The organism is Delftia sp. WSY_16 (genome assembly GCF_043104415.1).
Taxonomy (GTDB): domain Bacteria; phylum Pseudomonadota; class Gammaproteobacteria; order Burkholderiales; family Burkholderiaceae_C; genus Comamonas; species Comamonas tsuruhatensis.
In genome coordinates this window covers 160,373-175,203 of the sequence record NZ_JBICKS010000019.1, presented here as the reverse complement: position 1 = coordinate 175,203, position 14,831 = coordinate 160,373, and the positions used below count along the sequence as shown (strand labels likewise).

The window sequence follows — 14,831 nt, the reverse complement described above, 5'->3', positions numbered from 1 at the left end:
CCGCCTTAATCCCGACGTGAGGATCGCCTACTTCATGTCGTCGGTGATGACGCGCACGATGCGCTGGGCATTGGCCGAGGTCTCTGGCTGGCCCTGGGTGTTGAGCACGGTGACCGTGGACTTGTCGCCCTCGCTGCGCACCTGGATCTGGTACTTGACCGGCGCGGCCGCGTCGGGCGAGCGGCTGAACAGCTTGCTGAAGAATCCCTTGGGCTCGACCTTGGCATCGGGCGCCACATAGCGCACGAAGTAGATGCCGCGGCTGCGGTCGCGGTCTTCCACGGTGAAGCCCGTGCGGTCCAGGGCCACGCCGACACGGCGCCAGGCGCGGTCAAAGCCTTCGTCGATCTGCAGCACGGGCTGTCCGTTGGCGGATTCCATGCGCACGCTGCCGGTGGCGGCTGCCGTGGTGGTGTTGGCCTTGGCCACGGCGTCGGCCTGCTCCTGGCTCACGCCGAGCTTGACCATCAGGCGGCGCAGGAATTCGGTTTCCAGTTCCGGATCGGAGGGGCGCGGCTGCCAGATGGTCTGGTCCTTCTGGGCGCTGGTGTACACCTCCTGCATGCCGCGGTGCGTGATGTAGACCTCGGTGGAGCCGTCGGCCGAGCGCTCCAGGCGGGTGCGGAACCTGTCGCGCTCGCTGGTGGAGTACAGGCCATCGAAGACCTTGCCCAGCGTCTTGCGGATCACGTCCTGCGGGATCTTGGCGCGGTTCTCGGCCCAATCCGTTTCGATGATGCCGAGCTGGCGGTCTTCAGTGGTGAAGATGAAGCCGTTTTCCAGCCAGAAGTCGCGCACGGGCTCCCACAGCTGGTCGGCCGGACGCTTGATCACCAGCCAGCGCTGCTCGCCATTGCGCTCGATGCGCACATCGCCCAGGGCGGCGGTGGCCGTTCGGCCCTCTGCCGGCTTTTGCGCCTTGGAGTTGGCTTCCATGGCGGCGGCGGAGACCACGCCGCCGGGCACGGCGTAGCGGGAGTCCGTGGACAGCTGTGTCAGGTCTGGCGGGACTTCCAGGGTGGGCGCCTGCTGCTTGCCGGCGCTCTTGTAGTCGATCTTGCTCTCTTGGAACGTGGTCGTGCAGGCTGTCAGGCCGATGGCCAGGCTCAGCAGGCTCAGACGTGCAATGGGCTGTTTCACGCGAATATCCTTGGTGCGTTCGGTCGGTGGGGCGGGGCGCCTCACAGCAGGCCAGCGGAGCTCAGGGCGGCTTCCACGGTGGCTTCCAGATTCTTGCTCAGGGGTGTCATCGGCAGGCGCATGGCCGGGCCGCAAAGGCCCAGGCGGGCTGCGGCCCACTTGACGGGAATGGGGTTGGCCTCGACGAAGAGGTTCTTGTGCACAGGCATCAGGCGCATCTGGATGTCCATGGCGGTGCGCACGTCGCCGGCCAGGGCCGCCTTGCACAGATCGCTCATCAGGCGCGGCGCCACGTTGGCCGTGACGCTGATGTTGCCGTGGCCGCCGCACAGCATCAGTGCCACAGCGGTCGGATCATCGCCGGAGTACACGCCGAAGCCTTCGGGCACTTCACGGATCAGCCACTGGGCGCGTTCGATGTTGCCCGTGGCTTCCTTGATGCCGATGATGGCGGGAATCTGCGCCAGGCGCAGCACGGTGTCGTGCTGCATGTCGGCCACCGAGCGGCCGGGCACGTTGTAGAGCACCACAGGCAGGTCGCCCACCGCTTCGGCAATGGCCTTGAAATGCTGGTACTGGCCTTCCTGCGTGGGCTTGTTGTAGTAGGGCACGACCTGCAGCTGGCTGTCGGCACCGACCTTCTTGGCGTAGCGGGCCAGCTCGATGGCCTCGTGCGTGCTGTTGGCGCCGCAGCCTGCCATCACGGGAACGCGGCCCGCAGCCTGCTCGACGGACACGCGGATGATTTCGCAGTGTTCCTCCACGTTGACGGTGGGGGATTCGCCTGTCGTTCCCACCACGCCGATGCAGTCCGTGCCCTCGGCCACATGCCAGTCGATGAGTTTTCGCAGCGCCGGGTAGTCAACACTACCGTCCTCGTGCATGGGCGTGATGAGGGCAACGATGCTGCCAGTGAGAGCGACGGAGGAGGATGTCATGTCCGCAAGAAAAAACGGGAAAGGATCATTCTAACGAGTGTCGGAGGCAGGCCCAAGGCGGTCGCCTGTAGGGATTCAGGCGATTGCAGAGCCTGACGCCTTCTGATGCGCCAGCATGGCCACGGGTTCCCGGCCTGTTGTATCGGGGCGCAGTGCCGCAATGCGCTGGACCACGCGATCGGGCTCGCCCAGCTGGCCGTGCTCGTAGGCCACGATGTGCCAGCCCGCGCAGGCCTGCAGCAGCTCGCCGGGCGCCAGCAGGAAATCGGGCCGGGAAGGCTTGCCGAAGGCCTCGTTGCCCTGGGCAAAGGTTTCGTACAGCAGCACGCCGCCGGGGGCCACGCTGCCCAGCAGCGCCGGCCACAGCGGGCGCCACAGATAGTGGGTCACGACCACGGCGCCGAACTGCCTGCCGGGCAGGGGCCAGGGGCCGTTTTCAATGTCGGCGCACAGCAGCTCGCCCACGCCCTGCAGGCCGGCCAGGGCCTGGGCATCGCGGTCCACGCCCGTCACTGCATGGCCGCGTGCATGGAACCAGCGCATGTGGCGGCCAGGGCCGCAGGCCACGTCGAGCACGGTGGCCTCGGGTGCCAGAAGATGCGACCAGCGTTGGATCCAGGGCGAAGGCGGCGTGGCTGCGTGCATGTGAAATTTCGGAAATGAATTGAAAGCGGCCGCCATTGTGCCGCCAGGCCTTTGCCGCGCTTCAATTTCAGAAGCAGGCCCAGAGCTGGTCGGCCATGCCCAGCATGAACTCGGGCTGCAGATAGAGCATGAAGACCAGGCCCAGCACCAGCAGCACGGCGGCCCACAGCGCCAGCCTGCGCAGCAGCTGTGGGCGGGGCGTGGTGGCTGTCGTCATGTCAGGCCGCCGCCTGCGCCGCACGCGGCCTTGCCACCGGGGCTTCGCGTATCGGCAGGTTCAGCAGGCCGGCGGCCACGCCCAGGCCGATGGCCAGGTACCAGACCACCTGGTAGCTGCCGGTGTGGTCATACAGATAGCCGCCCAGCCAGACACCCAGAAAGCTGCCGACCTGGTGGCTGAAGAACACCATTCCGCTCAACATGGACAGATGCTGCACGCCGAAGATCTGGGCCACGGTGGCATTGGTCAGCGGCACGGTGGACAGCCACAGCAGTCCCATGGCGGCCGAGAAGATGTAGACCGACCAGGGCGTCAGCGGCGCGAGCAGGAAGAGCACGATCACCACCGAGCGCGTGAAGTAGATGGTGGACAGCAGGTAGCGCTTGGGCAGGCGCTGGCCCAGGTTGCCGGCCACGTAGGTGCCAACGATGTTGAACAGCCCCACCAGCGCCAGCGAGATGCTGGCCACCTGCGGTGCCAGGCCGTAGTCCTTGAGGTAGCTGGGCATGTGCACGCCGATGAACATCACCTGGAAGCCGCAGACGAAGTAGCCGGCCGTCAGCAGCACGAAGCTGGGCGTGCGCAGCGCTTCGGCGACGGCCTGGCCCGCGCTCTGGTCGCGCACGGGTCGGGTATTGCCGGCCGTGAAGCCCGGCTCGCGCAGGCCGAAGGCCAGCGGAATGATCATCAGGGCGCACAGCGACAGCAGCAGCAGGGCGTTGGACCAGCCGAAGTTCGAGATCAGGCTGCCTTCCACGGGCACCATGAAGAACTGGCCGAAGGAGCCCGCCGCCGCCGTCACGCCCATGGCCCAGCTGCGCCGCGCCACGGGAATCTGGCGGCCCAGCACGCCGTAGATCACGGCATAGGTGGTGCCGGCCTGGGCTGCGCCTATCACCACGCCGGCCGTCAGGGCGAACCAGGTTGTCGTGGGCGCCATGGCCATGCCGGCCAGGCCCAGCGCATACAGCAGCGCGCCCACCAGGAGCACGCGGAAGGCGCCGAAGCGGTCGGCCAGCATGCCGCCGAAGATGCCGAGCACGCCCCAGGACAGGTTCTGGATGGCAATGGCCAGCGCGAAGGACTCGCGCGTCCAGCCCATCTCCTGGGTGATGGGCTGCAGCCACAGGCCGAAGCCGTGCCGGATTCCCATGGACAGCGTCACGACTGCGCCCCCGCACAGCAGTATCTGCACCATGGACATGGGTTGGTTGTTTTTGTGCATGCGGCAAACTTTAGCGAAACTCCGGGTTTTGCGCTGCGACGCATGGGTCGCCCATGCGCCAGCGCGGCACTTCGTAGCCCTTGGCGGCACTGGCCTTTTCGGGATAGTCAATGTCAATGACTGTGAATGTATCCAGCACTGAGCCGGGCCGCGCACTACAATCCGCCCCCATGGCAGTCAAACCATCTCCCACTTCCGCCAGCGAATACTCCGAAGGCTCGATACGCGTGCTCAAGGGCCTGGAGCCCGTCAAGCAGCGTCCCGGCATGTACACGCGCACCGACAACCCCCTGCATGTGCTGCAGGAGGTGATCGACAACGCGGCCGACGAGGCGCTGGCCGGCTTCGGCAAGAAAATCCGCTTCACCCTGCATTCCGACGGCTCCTACAGCGTCGAGGACGACGGCCGGGGCATCCCCTTCGGCATGCACCCCGAGGAAAAGGCGCCCGTGGTGGAGCTGGTCTTCACCCGCCTGCATGCGGGCGGCAAGTTCGACAAGGGCAAAGGCGGCGCCTACAGCTTCTCGGGCGGCCTGCATGGCGTGGGCGTCTCGGTCACGAATGCGCTGGCCACGCGCCTTGAGGCCTGCATCCACCGCGAGGGCAAGGTGGCCACCATCGCCTTCTCGGGCGGCGACGTGGTCGAGCCCCTGCAATCGCGGCCGCTGGCCGCGGGCGAGCGCAAGCAGGGCACGACCGTGCGCGTGTGGCCCGATGCCCGCTACTTCGAATCCTCCCAGCTGCCCATGGGCGAGCTGATGCATCTGCTGCGCAGCAAGGCTGTGCTCATGCCCGGCGTGTCGGTGACCCTGGTCAACGAGAAGACGCGCGACACCCAGACCTGGCAGTTCAAGGGCGGCCTGCGCGACTATCTGCAGCAAAGCCTGCATGGCGAGGCCGTCATCCCCCTGTTCGAAGGCGAGGGCTTTGCCGACCGCAACCACGACAGCTTTGCCGAAGGCGAGGGCGCCGCCTGGTGCGTGGCCTTCACCGAGGATGGCGCGCCGCTGCGCGAAAGCTATGTCAACCTGATCCCCACCACGGCCGGCGGCACGCACGACAGCGGCCTGCGCGACGGCCTGTTCCAGGCGGTCAAGGCCTTCATCGAGATGCATTCGCTGCTGCCCAAGGGCGTCAAGCTCATGCCTGACGACGTCTTCGCGCGCGCCAGCTACGTGCTCAATGCCAAGGTGCTGGACCCGCAGTTCCAGGGCCAGATCAAGGAGCGCCTGAACTCGCGCGATGCCGTGCGCCTGGTCAGCGGCTACGTTCGCCCTGCGCTGGAGCTGTGGCTCAACGAGCATGTGGAATGGGGCCGCAAGCTGGCCGAGATCGCCATCAAGGCCGCCCAGACCCGCCAGAAGGCGGGCCAGAAGGTCGAAAAGCGCAAGGGCTCGGGCGTGGCCGTGCTGCCCGGCAAGCTCACCGATTGCGAAAGCCGCGACTTGAGCCTGAACGAGGTCTTCCTGGTCGAGGGCGACTCGGCCGGCGGCAGCGCCAAGATGGGACGCGACAAGGAAACCCAGGCCGTGCTGCCCCTGCGCGGCAAGGTGCTCAACACCTGGGAAGTCGACCGTGACCGCCTGTTCGCCAACAACGAGATCCACGACATCTCGGTGGCCATCGGCGTGGACCCGCATGGCCCCCATGACACGCCCGACCTGTCCGGCCTGCGCTACGGCAAGATCTGCATTCTTTCGGATGCCGACGTGGACGGCTCGCACATCCAGGTGCTGCTGCTCACGCTGTTCTTCCGCCACTTCCCCAAGCTCATCGAGGCCGGCCACATCCATGTGGCGCTTCCGCCGCTGTTCCGCGTCGATGTGCCTGCGCGCGGCAAGAAGCCAGCAGCCAAGATGTACGCGCTGGACGAGGGCGAGCTGACCGCCATCCTCGACAAGTCCGCCAAGGATGGCGTGCCGCGCGAGAAATGCCAGATCAGCCGCTTCAAAGGCCTGGGCGAGATGAATGCCGAGCAGCTGTGGGAAACCACGCTCAACCCCGACACGCGCCGCCTGCTGCCCGTGCAGTTCATGAATCTGGACTTTGCGGCGGCCGAGCAGGTCGTCACCAAGCTGATGGGCAAGGGCGAGGCTGCGGCGCGCCGCGAGCTGATGGAGTTGCACGGCGACGCCATCGAAGTGGATATCTGATCCCCATGCCCCTGCGCCCGGCTGCCCCACAGCACCTTCCGCACCGCCCGCACCCTGCGCGCGCCGCTGCCGCGCGCGCGCTTGCAGCGCTGGGCGCGGCCCTGGCGCTGTGGGGGGGGGCGCAGCCCGCGCATGCCGATCTCTGGGCCTTCGTGGACGAGCGCGGCATCACGCACTTCGCCGCGCAGGCGCTGGACGAGCGCTACAAGCTCTACTTCCGCGGCTCGCTGTATGACAGCACCGAGCAGGGACTCAAGCCCCCGCTGGTGGAAGCCGAGGCCGCTGCCGACGATGACGGCGGCAGCGATGCCGGGCGCAGGCTGCAGGCGAGCACGCGGATGCAAAGCTTCTTCGACATCTCGCCGCGCTACAAGAGCGTGCGCGGCCACCTGCGCAAGGCGGCGGACCACACGGGGGTGGACTACGACCTGCTCAAGGCCGTGATTGCCGTCGAGTCGGGCTTTGACGCGCAGGCCATCTCGCCCAAGGGCGCAGTCGGCCTGATGCAGCTGATGCCGGCCACGGCCCAGCGCTTCGGCGTGGAGGCCAGCCGCCAGCGCAGCGTGCAGCAGCAACTGGCCGACCCGGCCATCAACGTGCCGGCCGGCGCGCGCTACCTCAACCATCTGATGGGGCTGTTCCCCGGGCGGCTGGACCTGGTGCTGGCCGCCTACAACGCGGGCGAGGGTGCCGTGCGGCGTGCGGGGCAGGCCATTCCTCCCTATCAGGAAACCCGCAATTACGTGAAGGCCGTGCTCGGTATCTACGAGCAGCTGCAGGGCGGGCGCCAGCGTGCGGGCCAGGCAGCGCCGGTGGCGGCACAGCCTGGCACAGCGCCCCGGATACGGATGACCTTGTCCACAGGGCTGCCATCGCCGCGATGAGCGGCCTTCACTGCATTTATTGAGATCACGAATTTCTTCATGAGCGATCAAAACACTCTGGATCTGGCCCAACAGGCGGCCGGCGATGCCCTGGACCTGGGCCAGTACGCACAGCGCGCCTACCTTGAATACGCACTGTCTGTCGTCAAGGGCCGGGCACTGCCCGATGTCACCGACGGCCTCAAGCCCGTGCAGCGGCGCATTCTGTACGCCATGGACCGCATGGGCCTGAGCTACAGCGGCCCCAACCACAACACGGCGGCCAAGCCGGTCAAAAGCGCGCGCGTGGTCGGCGATGTGCTGGGTCGCTTTCACCCGCACGGCGACCAGTCGGCCTACGACGCGCTGGTGCGCATGGCCCAGGACTTCAACCAGCGCTATCCGCTGGTCGATGGCCAGGGCAATTTCGGCAGCCGCGACGGTGACGGCGCAGCGGCCATGCGCTACACCGAGGCGCGCCTGTCCAAGATCACGGGCCTGCTGCTCGACGAGATCGACATGGGCACGGTGGACTTCGTGCCCAACTACGACGGCAGCACGCAGGAGCCGCAGCAGCTGCCCGCGCGCCTGCCGTTCGCCCTGCTCAACGGCGCCAGCGGCATTGCCGTGGGCCTGGCCACGGAAATCCCCAGCCACAACCTGCGCGAGGTGGCCGACGCCTGCGTGGCCCTGATCAAGCGGCCGCAGCTCAGCGACGAGGAACTGTTCCAGATCATCCCCGGCCCCGACTATCCGGGCGGCGGGCAGATCATCAGCAGCGCCTCCGACATCCAGGATGCCTACCGCACGGGGCGCGGCAGCCTCAAGCTGCGCGCGCGCTGGAAGATCGAGGAGCTGGCGCGCGGCCAGTGGCAGATGGTGGTGACCGAGCTGCCGCCCGGCGTCTCTGCGCAGAAGGTGCTCGAAGAGATCGAGGACATCACCAACCCCAAGGTCAAGACCGGCAAGAAGGCGCTGAGCCAGGAACAGACCCAGCTCAAGGCCAGCATGCTGGCGGTGCTCGATGGCGTGCGCGACGAGTCCAGCAAGCATGCGCCCGTGCGCCTGGTCTTCGAGCCCAAGACCGGCAAGGTGCCGCAGCAGGAGCTGGTCACGGCGCTGCTGGCGCACACCAGCCTGGAGTCGTCCAGCTCCATCAACCTGACCATGATCGGCCTGGATGGCCGGCCGGTGCAGAAAAGCCTGCGCCTGATGCTCGAGGAATGGATCGCCTTCCGCCAGACCACGGTCACGCGGCGCAGCCAGCACCGGCTGGCCAAGGTGCTGGACCGCATCCACATCCTCGAAGGCCGTCAGGCCGTGCTGCTGAACATCGACAAGGTCATCGCCATCATCCGGGCCAGCGACGAGCCCAGGCAGGCGCTGATCAATGCCTTTGCGCTGTCCGAGCGCCAGGCCGACGACATTCTGGAAATCCGCCTGCGCCAGCTGGCGCGGCTGGAGGCCATCAAGATCGAGCAGGAACTCAAGGAACTGCGCGTCGAGCAGGGCAAGCTCGAAGACATCCTGGGCAGTGATAGCGTCATGCGCCGCCTGATCTGCAAGGAGATCGAGGCCGACGCCAAGCAGTTCGCCGATGCGCGCCGCACGCTGATCCAGGAAGAAAAGAAGGTGGTCGCCGAAGTCAAGGTGGTCGATGAGCCCGTGACGGTCATCATCTCGGACAAGGGCTGGGTGCGCACGCGCCAGGGCCATGGCGTCGATGCGGGCACGCTCAGCTTCAAGGCCGGCGACAGCCTGCACGGCACCTTCGAGTGCCGCACGGTGGACCAGCTGCTGGCCTTCGGCAGCAATGGCCGGGTCTATTCGGTGCCGGTGTCGCAGCTGCCCGGCGGGCGCGGCGATGGCCAGCCCGTGACCACGCTCATCGAGCTGGAGGCCGGCACCCAGATCCTGTACTACTTCGCGGGAGCCGAAGGAACGGCGCTGCTGCTGTCGGGGTCGGGCGGCTACGGCTTCGTGGCCATGGTGGGCGACATGGTCTCGCGCCAGAAGGCGGGCAAGGCCTTCGTGACGCTGGCCGACGGCGAGACGCTGTGCGCCCCGTCCACGGCCTACGGCGTGCCCATGGGCGCACGCGCCGAGCCGCAGGAAGGCGAGCAGGGCGCGGGCCTGCTGCTGCCGGCCACGCATGTGATCTGCGCCTCCACGGGCGGCCGCATCCTCACCTTCGAGATCGCCAGCCTCAAGCACATGGCCAAGGGCGGTCGCGGGCTGATGCTGCTCGATCTGGAGGACAAGGACACCCTGGCGGGCGCTGCCGCCTACACGCGCAGCATCCGCATCGATGGCCTGGGCCGCGGCGGCAAGGAGCGCAGCGAGACGCTGGAGATCCGCAGTCTCAACAATGCCCGTGGCACGCGCGGCCGCAAGGGCAAGTCGGCCGACCTGGGCTTCAAGCCGCAAAGCGTGACGCGCGTGGAGTAAAGAGCGCATCTGCCCCTGCAATGCCTTCCGCGAAAGGGGCGGATCAGGGGTTTTCTCTGGGTTTTTCCGGCCTCCGGGCCCTGCTGCAGGCCTCAACATGGAGTCTTCCAACATGAGGGAGACTGGATATGCTGCGACTTCGCATGGCACACAAGCTGTGGCTTGCCGTGGCCGCCATCGTAGTGGCGCTGGTGGGCGTGGTCGGCTTGTCGGGTTATCGCTCGGCCCAGGTCCAGGCCCGGTCCGAGGCCGTCACCCAGGAGATGCAGGCGCGGGTCCAGGCCGCCGTGCGCTGGATGGGGCTGACCGAAACCAATGCGGCCCGCACACAGGCCCTGGTGGTCAGCAGTGATGCTGCCGTCGAGGCCGAGTTCAAGGACGTGATCAGCGCCACCTCGGCGCGGATCACCGAGGTGCAGAAATCACTGGAAGCCATGCCCCTGTCCGACGCAGACAAGGCGCAGATGGCCAGGATTGCGGCAGCCCGCAAGACCATGATCGAACTGCGTGCCCAGGCACGCCAGCTCAAGGCCGATGGCCGGCAGGAGCAGGCGTTGGCCCTGGTCAAGCAATCCTACAACCCTGCCGTGGATGCCTATCTGCAGTCGCTGCGCGACTTCGTGCAGATGCAGGAGCAGGTGGTGCGCAGCAGCCAGGAAGAGACGGCAGCCTCGCGCAGGCTCACCGTGGGTTTTGCCGCTGCGGCCGTGGGCGTGCTGCTGCTGTGCATCGTCATCGGCGCCCATTTCCTGATTGCCAGCATCCGCCGTCCCCTGGCCCAGGCCAGGGAACTGGCCGAACGCATTGCCGCAGGCGACCTGAGCGCAGCGGCGCAGGGACAGACACAGCGCGCTGACGAATTCGGCGACCTGCTGCGCTCGCTGCAGGCCATGAGCGAATCGCTGTCGGGCATGGTGCAGCAGGTGCGCCAGAGCACGGACAGCATTGCCATCGCCAGTGCCGAGATTGCCACCGGCAACCACGACCTGTCCGTGCGCACCGAGCAGACCTCCAGCAACCTGCAGGAGACCGCAGCCGCCATGGAGCAGTTCACCAGCACGCTGCAGCAAAGCGCCCGCAGTGCGCAGCAGGCCAGCAGCCTGGCGGCGGGCGCGTCACAGGTGGCGCAGCGCGGCGGCGAGGTCGTGGCCCGGGTGGTCGAGACCATGAAAGGCATCAACGACAGCAGCCGGCAGATTGCCGACATCGTCGGCGTCATCGACTCCATTGCCTTCCAGACCAATATCCTGGCGCTGAACGCCGCCGTGGAGGCGGCCCGCGCCGGCGAGCAGGGCCGGGGCTTTGCCGTGGTGGCCAGCGAGGTGCGCACGCTGGCCCAGCGCAGCGCGGCGGCTGCCAAGGAGATACGCCAGCTCATCGGCGCTTCGGTGGAACGGGTGGAGGACGGCGCCCGCTTGGTGGGCGATGCCGGCACCACCATGGAGGGCATCGTGCAGTCCGTGCAGCGCGTGGCCGACACCATCGGCGAGATCACGGCGGTCTCTTCGGAGCAAAGCGCGGGCGTGGCCCAGGTCAATCAGGCCGTGGGACAGCTGGACCAGATGACGCAGCAGAACGCGGCCCTGGTCGAGCAAAGCGCGGCCGCGGCGCAAAGCCTGCGTGAGCAGGCCGAGCAGCTGTCGCGGACTGTGGCGGTGTTCAAGGTGGCGCACCTGGCGCCCTCGCCGACGACGCTCGCAAGGCAGGCTGCGCCGGCGGTGCGCACTGCGCACAGCGCGGCCGCAGCGCCAAGGCGGCCGGCAGCAGCCGTGGCGCCTGCGGCTGTCGGGCCGGTTGCCGCGCGGCCTGCCGCAGCAAGGGAGGCGGCGCCCAAGCTGGCCTCGGCGCCCCGGCCCGCCGCACCGGCAGCCGAGGATGGCCAATGGGAGAGTTTCTAGCCGCCTGCGAGCACGGCGGCGCCGTGCGGCGGCATGCCGATCAGGCCAGTTCGGCGATCAGCTCGATTTCCACGCAGGAGCCCAGCGGGATCTGGGCCACGCCGAAGGCGCTGCGCGCATGCGTGCCGGCATCGCCGAAGACCTGGCCCAGCAGCTCGCTGCAGCCATTGGCCACCAGGTGCTGCTCGGTGTAGTCGCCCGTGGAGTTGACCAGGCACATCAGCTTGACGATGCGGCGCACGCGGCCCAGGTCGCCGCCGGCGGCGTGCTGGAGCGTGCCCATCAGGTCGATGGCGATGGCGCGCGCGGCCTGCTGGCCGTCGGCAGTCTGCAGATCACGGCCCAGCTGGCCTGCCCAGACCTTGCCGTCCTTGCGTGCGATATGTCCGCTCAGGAACACCAGATTGCCCGTCTGCACATAGGGCACGTAGGCTGCCGCCGGGATGGCAGGCGACGGCAGTTCGATGTTCAGGGCCTTCAGTTGTTCGTAAACGCTCATCGTTGATTCCTTCGAGACAAGAAAAATCCGGCGCCAGTGCCGGGGTGGCGGACAGTGTGACACAGCCCCCGTGCACCCTGGCATGTCAGGGCCTGGGCTTCCGTCAGTCTGATTGTTGTCTGAATCCGAGGCGGTGCATGGTGGCTGCGCGGCATCCGCTCCTAGCATGTGTGGATGCACCCTGCGGCAGCTGCCCAAACTCTCTCGCCGTCTTCCTGGACGCCCCTGCTGCTCGGCTGCGTGGCCGGTGCGGCCTGGCAGGTCACGCAGCCGCGCCTGTGGCCGCTGTGGATGTATCTGCTCTTGGCGTGCGTGGGGCTGGCAGGCCTGGCATGGAGGGCGTGGCGGGCATGGGCAGGCCGGCGCTGCCGTGTTGTGCAAGGCCTGTGGGCCGCTGTCTGCGCCGCCTTGCTGGTGGGCGGGTTGACAGGCTGGCGTGCCCAGGACTTTGCGGGCCACGCGCTGTCTCCGCCGTTGGAGGGGCGTGACCTGCGCATAGTCGGCGTCGTGGCATCGCTGCCCCAGAACATGGCCCAGGGCATGCGCTGGCGCATGGCCGTGGAGCAGGCGCAGATCGCGGGCAGCGAAGAGGCCCTGGCGCCGTTTCCCGGGTTGATCGAGCTGTCCTGGTACGCAGCCCGGGGCCGGGCGTCCAAGGGCGCCGCAGCGTCGCTGCCCGTCCTGCGCCCGGGCCAGCGCTGGGACCTGACCGTGCGGCTCAAGCGCCCGCATGGCGCGCGCAATCCCCACGGTTTCGACTATGAGCTGTGGCAGTGGGAGCAGGGCGTGCAGGCCACGGGCTATGTGCGCGAACAGCCTGCGGCGAACCTGCTGGCCGACACCGGCGCCTACGCCCTGCAGCGCTGGCGCCAGCAGATGCGCGAGGCCATCGTGAACCGGGCAGCCGCACTCGCGCAAGCCATGAAGCGCGTAGGCATGGACCCCGCGCAGTCGCCGCGCATGCTGGGCGTGGTGGCCGCCCTGGCCATGGGCGATCAGCAGGCCATTGCGCGTGACGATTGGACGCTGTTCCGCCATACCGGCGTGGCCCATTTGATGAGTATTTCCGGACTGCATATCACCCTGTTCGCATGGCTGGCTGCGCTGGTCGTGGGGCGACTGTGGCGTTGCAGTGCCCGGGCCTGCCTGTGGTGCCCGGCGCCGCAGGCGGCCCTGCTGGCTGGCGTGCTGCTGGCGGGCGGCTATGCCCTGTTCAGCGGCTGGGGTCTGCCGGCGCAGCGCACGGTGTGCATGCTGGCAACGGTGGCCGCGTTGCGCGTCACAGGGCTGCGCTGGCCCTGGCCCGCCGTGTGGTGCCTGGCGCTGGCCGTGGTTGTCGTGCTCGATCCCTGGGCCCTGTGGCAGGCGGGCTTCTGGCTGAGTTTCGTCGCCGTGGGCGTGCTGCTGGCGACCGATGCACGCATGCAGGCCGCGGTGCGGCCGTCGCTGCCCGCCCGTGCCCTGGCGTTGTGGGGTGAGCAGTGGCGCATCACTCTGGCGCTGGCGCCGCTGGGGCTGATGCTGTTTGGCCAGCTGTCGCTGTCGGGGCTGCTGGCCAATCTGGCCGCGATTCCCTGGGTGACTTTCGTGGTCACGCCACTGGCCTTGCTGGGGGCCTTGTGGCCCCCGTTTTGGACGGGCGCGGCGCTGGCGCTGGCGCCGCTGCTGGAACTGCTGCAGTGGCTGGACCGGTGGGGCTGGGCCGTGTTGCAGCTGCCGCAGCCGCCGCTGTGGGCGGGGCTGGCTGCGCTGGGTGCAGGCCTGGCGCTGGTGGCTCCGGTGCCGGCCGGATGGCGTTGCTGGGGCCTGGCCATGTGCCTGCCGGCCCTGTGGTGGCCGCCGGCCGCACCGGCACATGGCGAGTTCGATTTGATGGCCGTGGACATAGGCCAGGGCAATGCCGTGCTGCTGCGCACGGCCCGGCACGCCCTGCTGTATGACACGGGTCCGCAGTACGGCATGGACAGCAATGCCGGCGAACGGGTGCTGGTGCCGCTGCTGCAGGCCCTGGGGCTGCGCCTGGATGCGCTGTGGCTCAGCCACCGCGACGGCGACCATACGGGCGGTGCCTTGGCCGTGCATGCCGCGCAGCCGCAGGCCGAGGTCTGGGGATCGGACTCCGTGATCCTGGACCCCGCTCTGGCCGGCCTGGGCGCCGTGCGCCGATGTGAGGCCGGCCAGCAGTGGGAGTGGGATGGCGTGCAGATGCAGGTGCTGCATCCACCCGCGGGCGAACCGCTGCCGGCCGCGCATGCCCTGGCCCACGCCAATGCGGGCAGCTGCGTGCTGCTGCTGCGTTCGGCATCCGGGGTGCAGGCCTTGCTGGCCGGCGATATCGAGGCTGCACAGGAAAGGGCGCTGGCGCAGGCAGGCGCCCTCACGCCCGTGCAGTGGCTGCTGGTGCCGCACCACGGCAGCCGCACCTCATCGAGCACTGCTCTGGTGCAGGCCCTGGCACCGCGCTGGGCCATGGTTCAGGCGGGATACCGCAGCCGTTATGGACACCCGGTCCCCGAGGTGGTGCGGCGCTATGAGGCCAACGGCTCCAGCGTGGTGCAGTCGGCCCGCTGCGGCGCAGCGCATTGGCGCTCTGCCGATCCCGCACAGCTGGTCTGCGAGCGGGAGCGGGCGCGCCGTTACTGGGACATGCATGTCACGCACGTCAGGCACATCACGCAGAGGCAGGGCGGATAGGACGGGTGCCGATGGCCGCGCAGCCGGCATATGCTGGATACCGCTTGTCCGGATTGAGGTTACCTATCGCTACACTGGTGCGATACGAGGGCTGGCCCGCAGCTTGCT

Annotated in this window: 11 protein-coding genes; 5 read left to right on the top strand and 6 right to left on the bottom strand. The window is 68.2% G+C overall.

Annotated elements, in window-relative coordinates; genetic code table 11:
- Positions 1-27 precede the first annotated feature (27 nt).
- The 5 genes from bamC to ACF8O7_RS10190 all read right to left on the bottom strand — a co-directional run bounded on the left by bamC (position 28) and on the right by ACF8O7_RS10190 (position 4,168).
- Positions 28-1,140 (bottom strand): outer membrane protein assembly factor BamC, encoded by a 1,113-nt coding sequence (gene bamC / locus ACF8O7_RS10210; RefSeq protein WP_016447628.1) that lies wholly within the window; start codon positions 1,138-1,140, stop codon positions 28-30.
- Between the two features lie 41 nt (positions 1,141-1,181).
- A complete protein-coding gene (gene dapA / locus ACF8O7_RS10205; protein WP_016447627.1) occupies positions 1,182-2,078 on the bottom strand; it encodes a 4-hydroxy-tetrahydrodipicolinate synthase in 897 nt (298 codons plus the stop codon).
- Positions 2,079-2,153: 75 nt separating this feature from the next.
- Positions 2,154-2,723: a bifunctional 2-polyprenyl-6-hydroxyphenol methylase/3-demethylubiquinol 3-O-methyltransferase UbiG gene (locus ACF8O7_RS10200; protein ID WP_126310726.1), complete on the bottom strand. Its 570-nt coding sequence runs from the start codon at positions 2,721-2,723 to the stop codon at positions 2,154-2,156.
- A 67-nt stretch (positions 2,724-2,790) separates the two neighbouring features.
- The gene (locus ACF8O7_RS10195; protein WP_016447625.1) at positions 2,791-2,940 is read right to left on the bottom strand and encodes a hypothetical protein; all 150 of its coding nucleotides are present in this window, start codon (positions 2,938-2,940) and stop codon (positions 2,791-2,793) included.
- A gap of 1 nt (position 2,941) precedes the next feature.
- A complete protein-coding gene (locus tag ACF8O7_RS10190) occupies positions 2,942-4,168 on the bottom strand; it encodes an MFS transporter (RefSeq protein ID WP_017404391.1) in 1,227 nt (408 codons plus the stop codon).
- Between the two features lie 170 nt (positions 4,169-4,338).
- Between ACF8O7_RS10190 and ACF8O7_RS10185 the strand changes: the two genes are divergently transcribed.
- The 4 genes from ACF8O7_RS10185 to ACF8O7_RS10170 all read left to right on the top strand — a co-directional run bounded on the left by ACF8O7_RS10185 (position 4,339) and on the right by ACF8O7_RS10170 (position 11,530).
- Positions 4,339-6,321 carry a DNA topoisomerase IV subunit B gene (locus ACF8O7_RS10185; RefSeq protein WP_016447623.1) on the top strand — a complete coding sequence of 661 codons (1,983 nt, stop codon included), beginning with the start codon at positions 4,339-4,341 and terminating at the stop codon, positions 6,319-6,321.
- 5 nt (positions 6,322-6,326) lie between these two features.
- Entirely contained in the window at positions 6,327-7,205 is an 879-nt protein-coding gene (locus tag ACF8O7_RS10180) for a lytic transglycosylase domain-containing protein (protein WP_392443271.1), read from the top strand.
- Between the two features lie 39 nt (positions 7,206-7,244).
- Positions 7,245-9,632, top strand: a complete 2,388-nt coding sequence (gene parC / locus ACF8O7_RS10175; RefSeq protein WP_392443269.1) for a DNA topoisomerase IV subunit A — start codon at positions 7,245-7,247, stop codon at positions 9,630-9,632.
- Between the two features lie 128 nt (positions 9,633-9,760).
- Positions 9,761-11,530 (top strand): methyl-accepting chemotaxis protein, encoded by a 1,770-nt coding sequence (locus ACF8O7_RS10170; protein WP_392443266.1) that lies wholly within the window; start codon positions 9,761-9,763, stop codon positions 11,528-11,530.
- 40 nt (positions 11,531-11,570) lie between these two features.
- On the opposite strand, the gene ACF8O7_RS10165 is transcribed toward ACF8O7_RS10170, so the two are convergent.
- Positions 11,571-12,029, bottom strand: coding sequence for a RidA family protein (locus ACF8O7_RS10165; protein WP_012206880.1), 459 nt, complete (start codon positions 12,027-12,029; stop codon positions 11,571-11,573).
- Positions 12,030-12,203: 174 nt separating this feature from the next.
- Between ACF8O7_RS10165 and ACF8O7_RS10160 the strand changes: the two genes are divergently transcribed.
- Positions 12,204-14,723 (top strand): DNA internalization-related competence protein ComEC/Rec2, encoded by a 2,520-nt coding sequence (locus ACF8O7_RS10160; RefSeq protein ID WP_392443263.1) that lies wholly within the window; start codon positions 12,204-12,206, stop codon positions 14,721-14,723.
- Positions 14,724-14,831 lie beyond the last annotated feature (108 nt).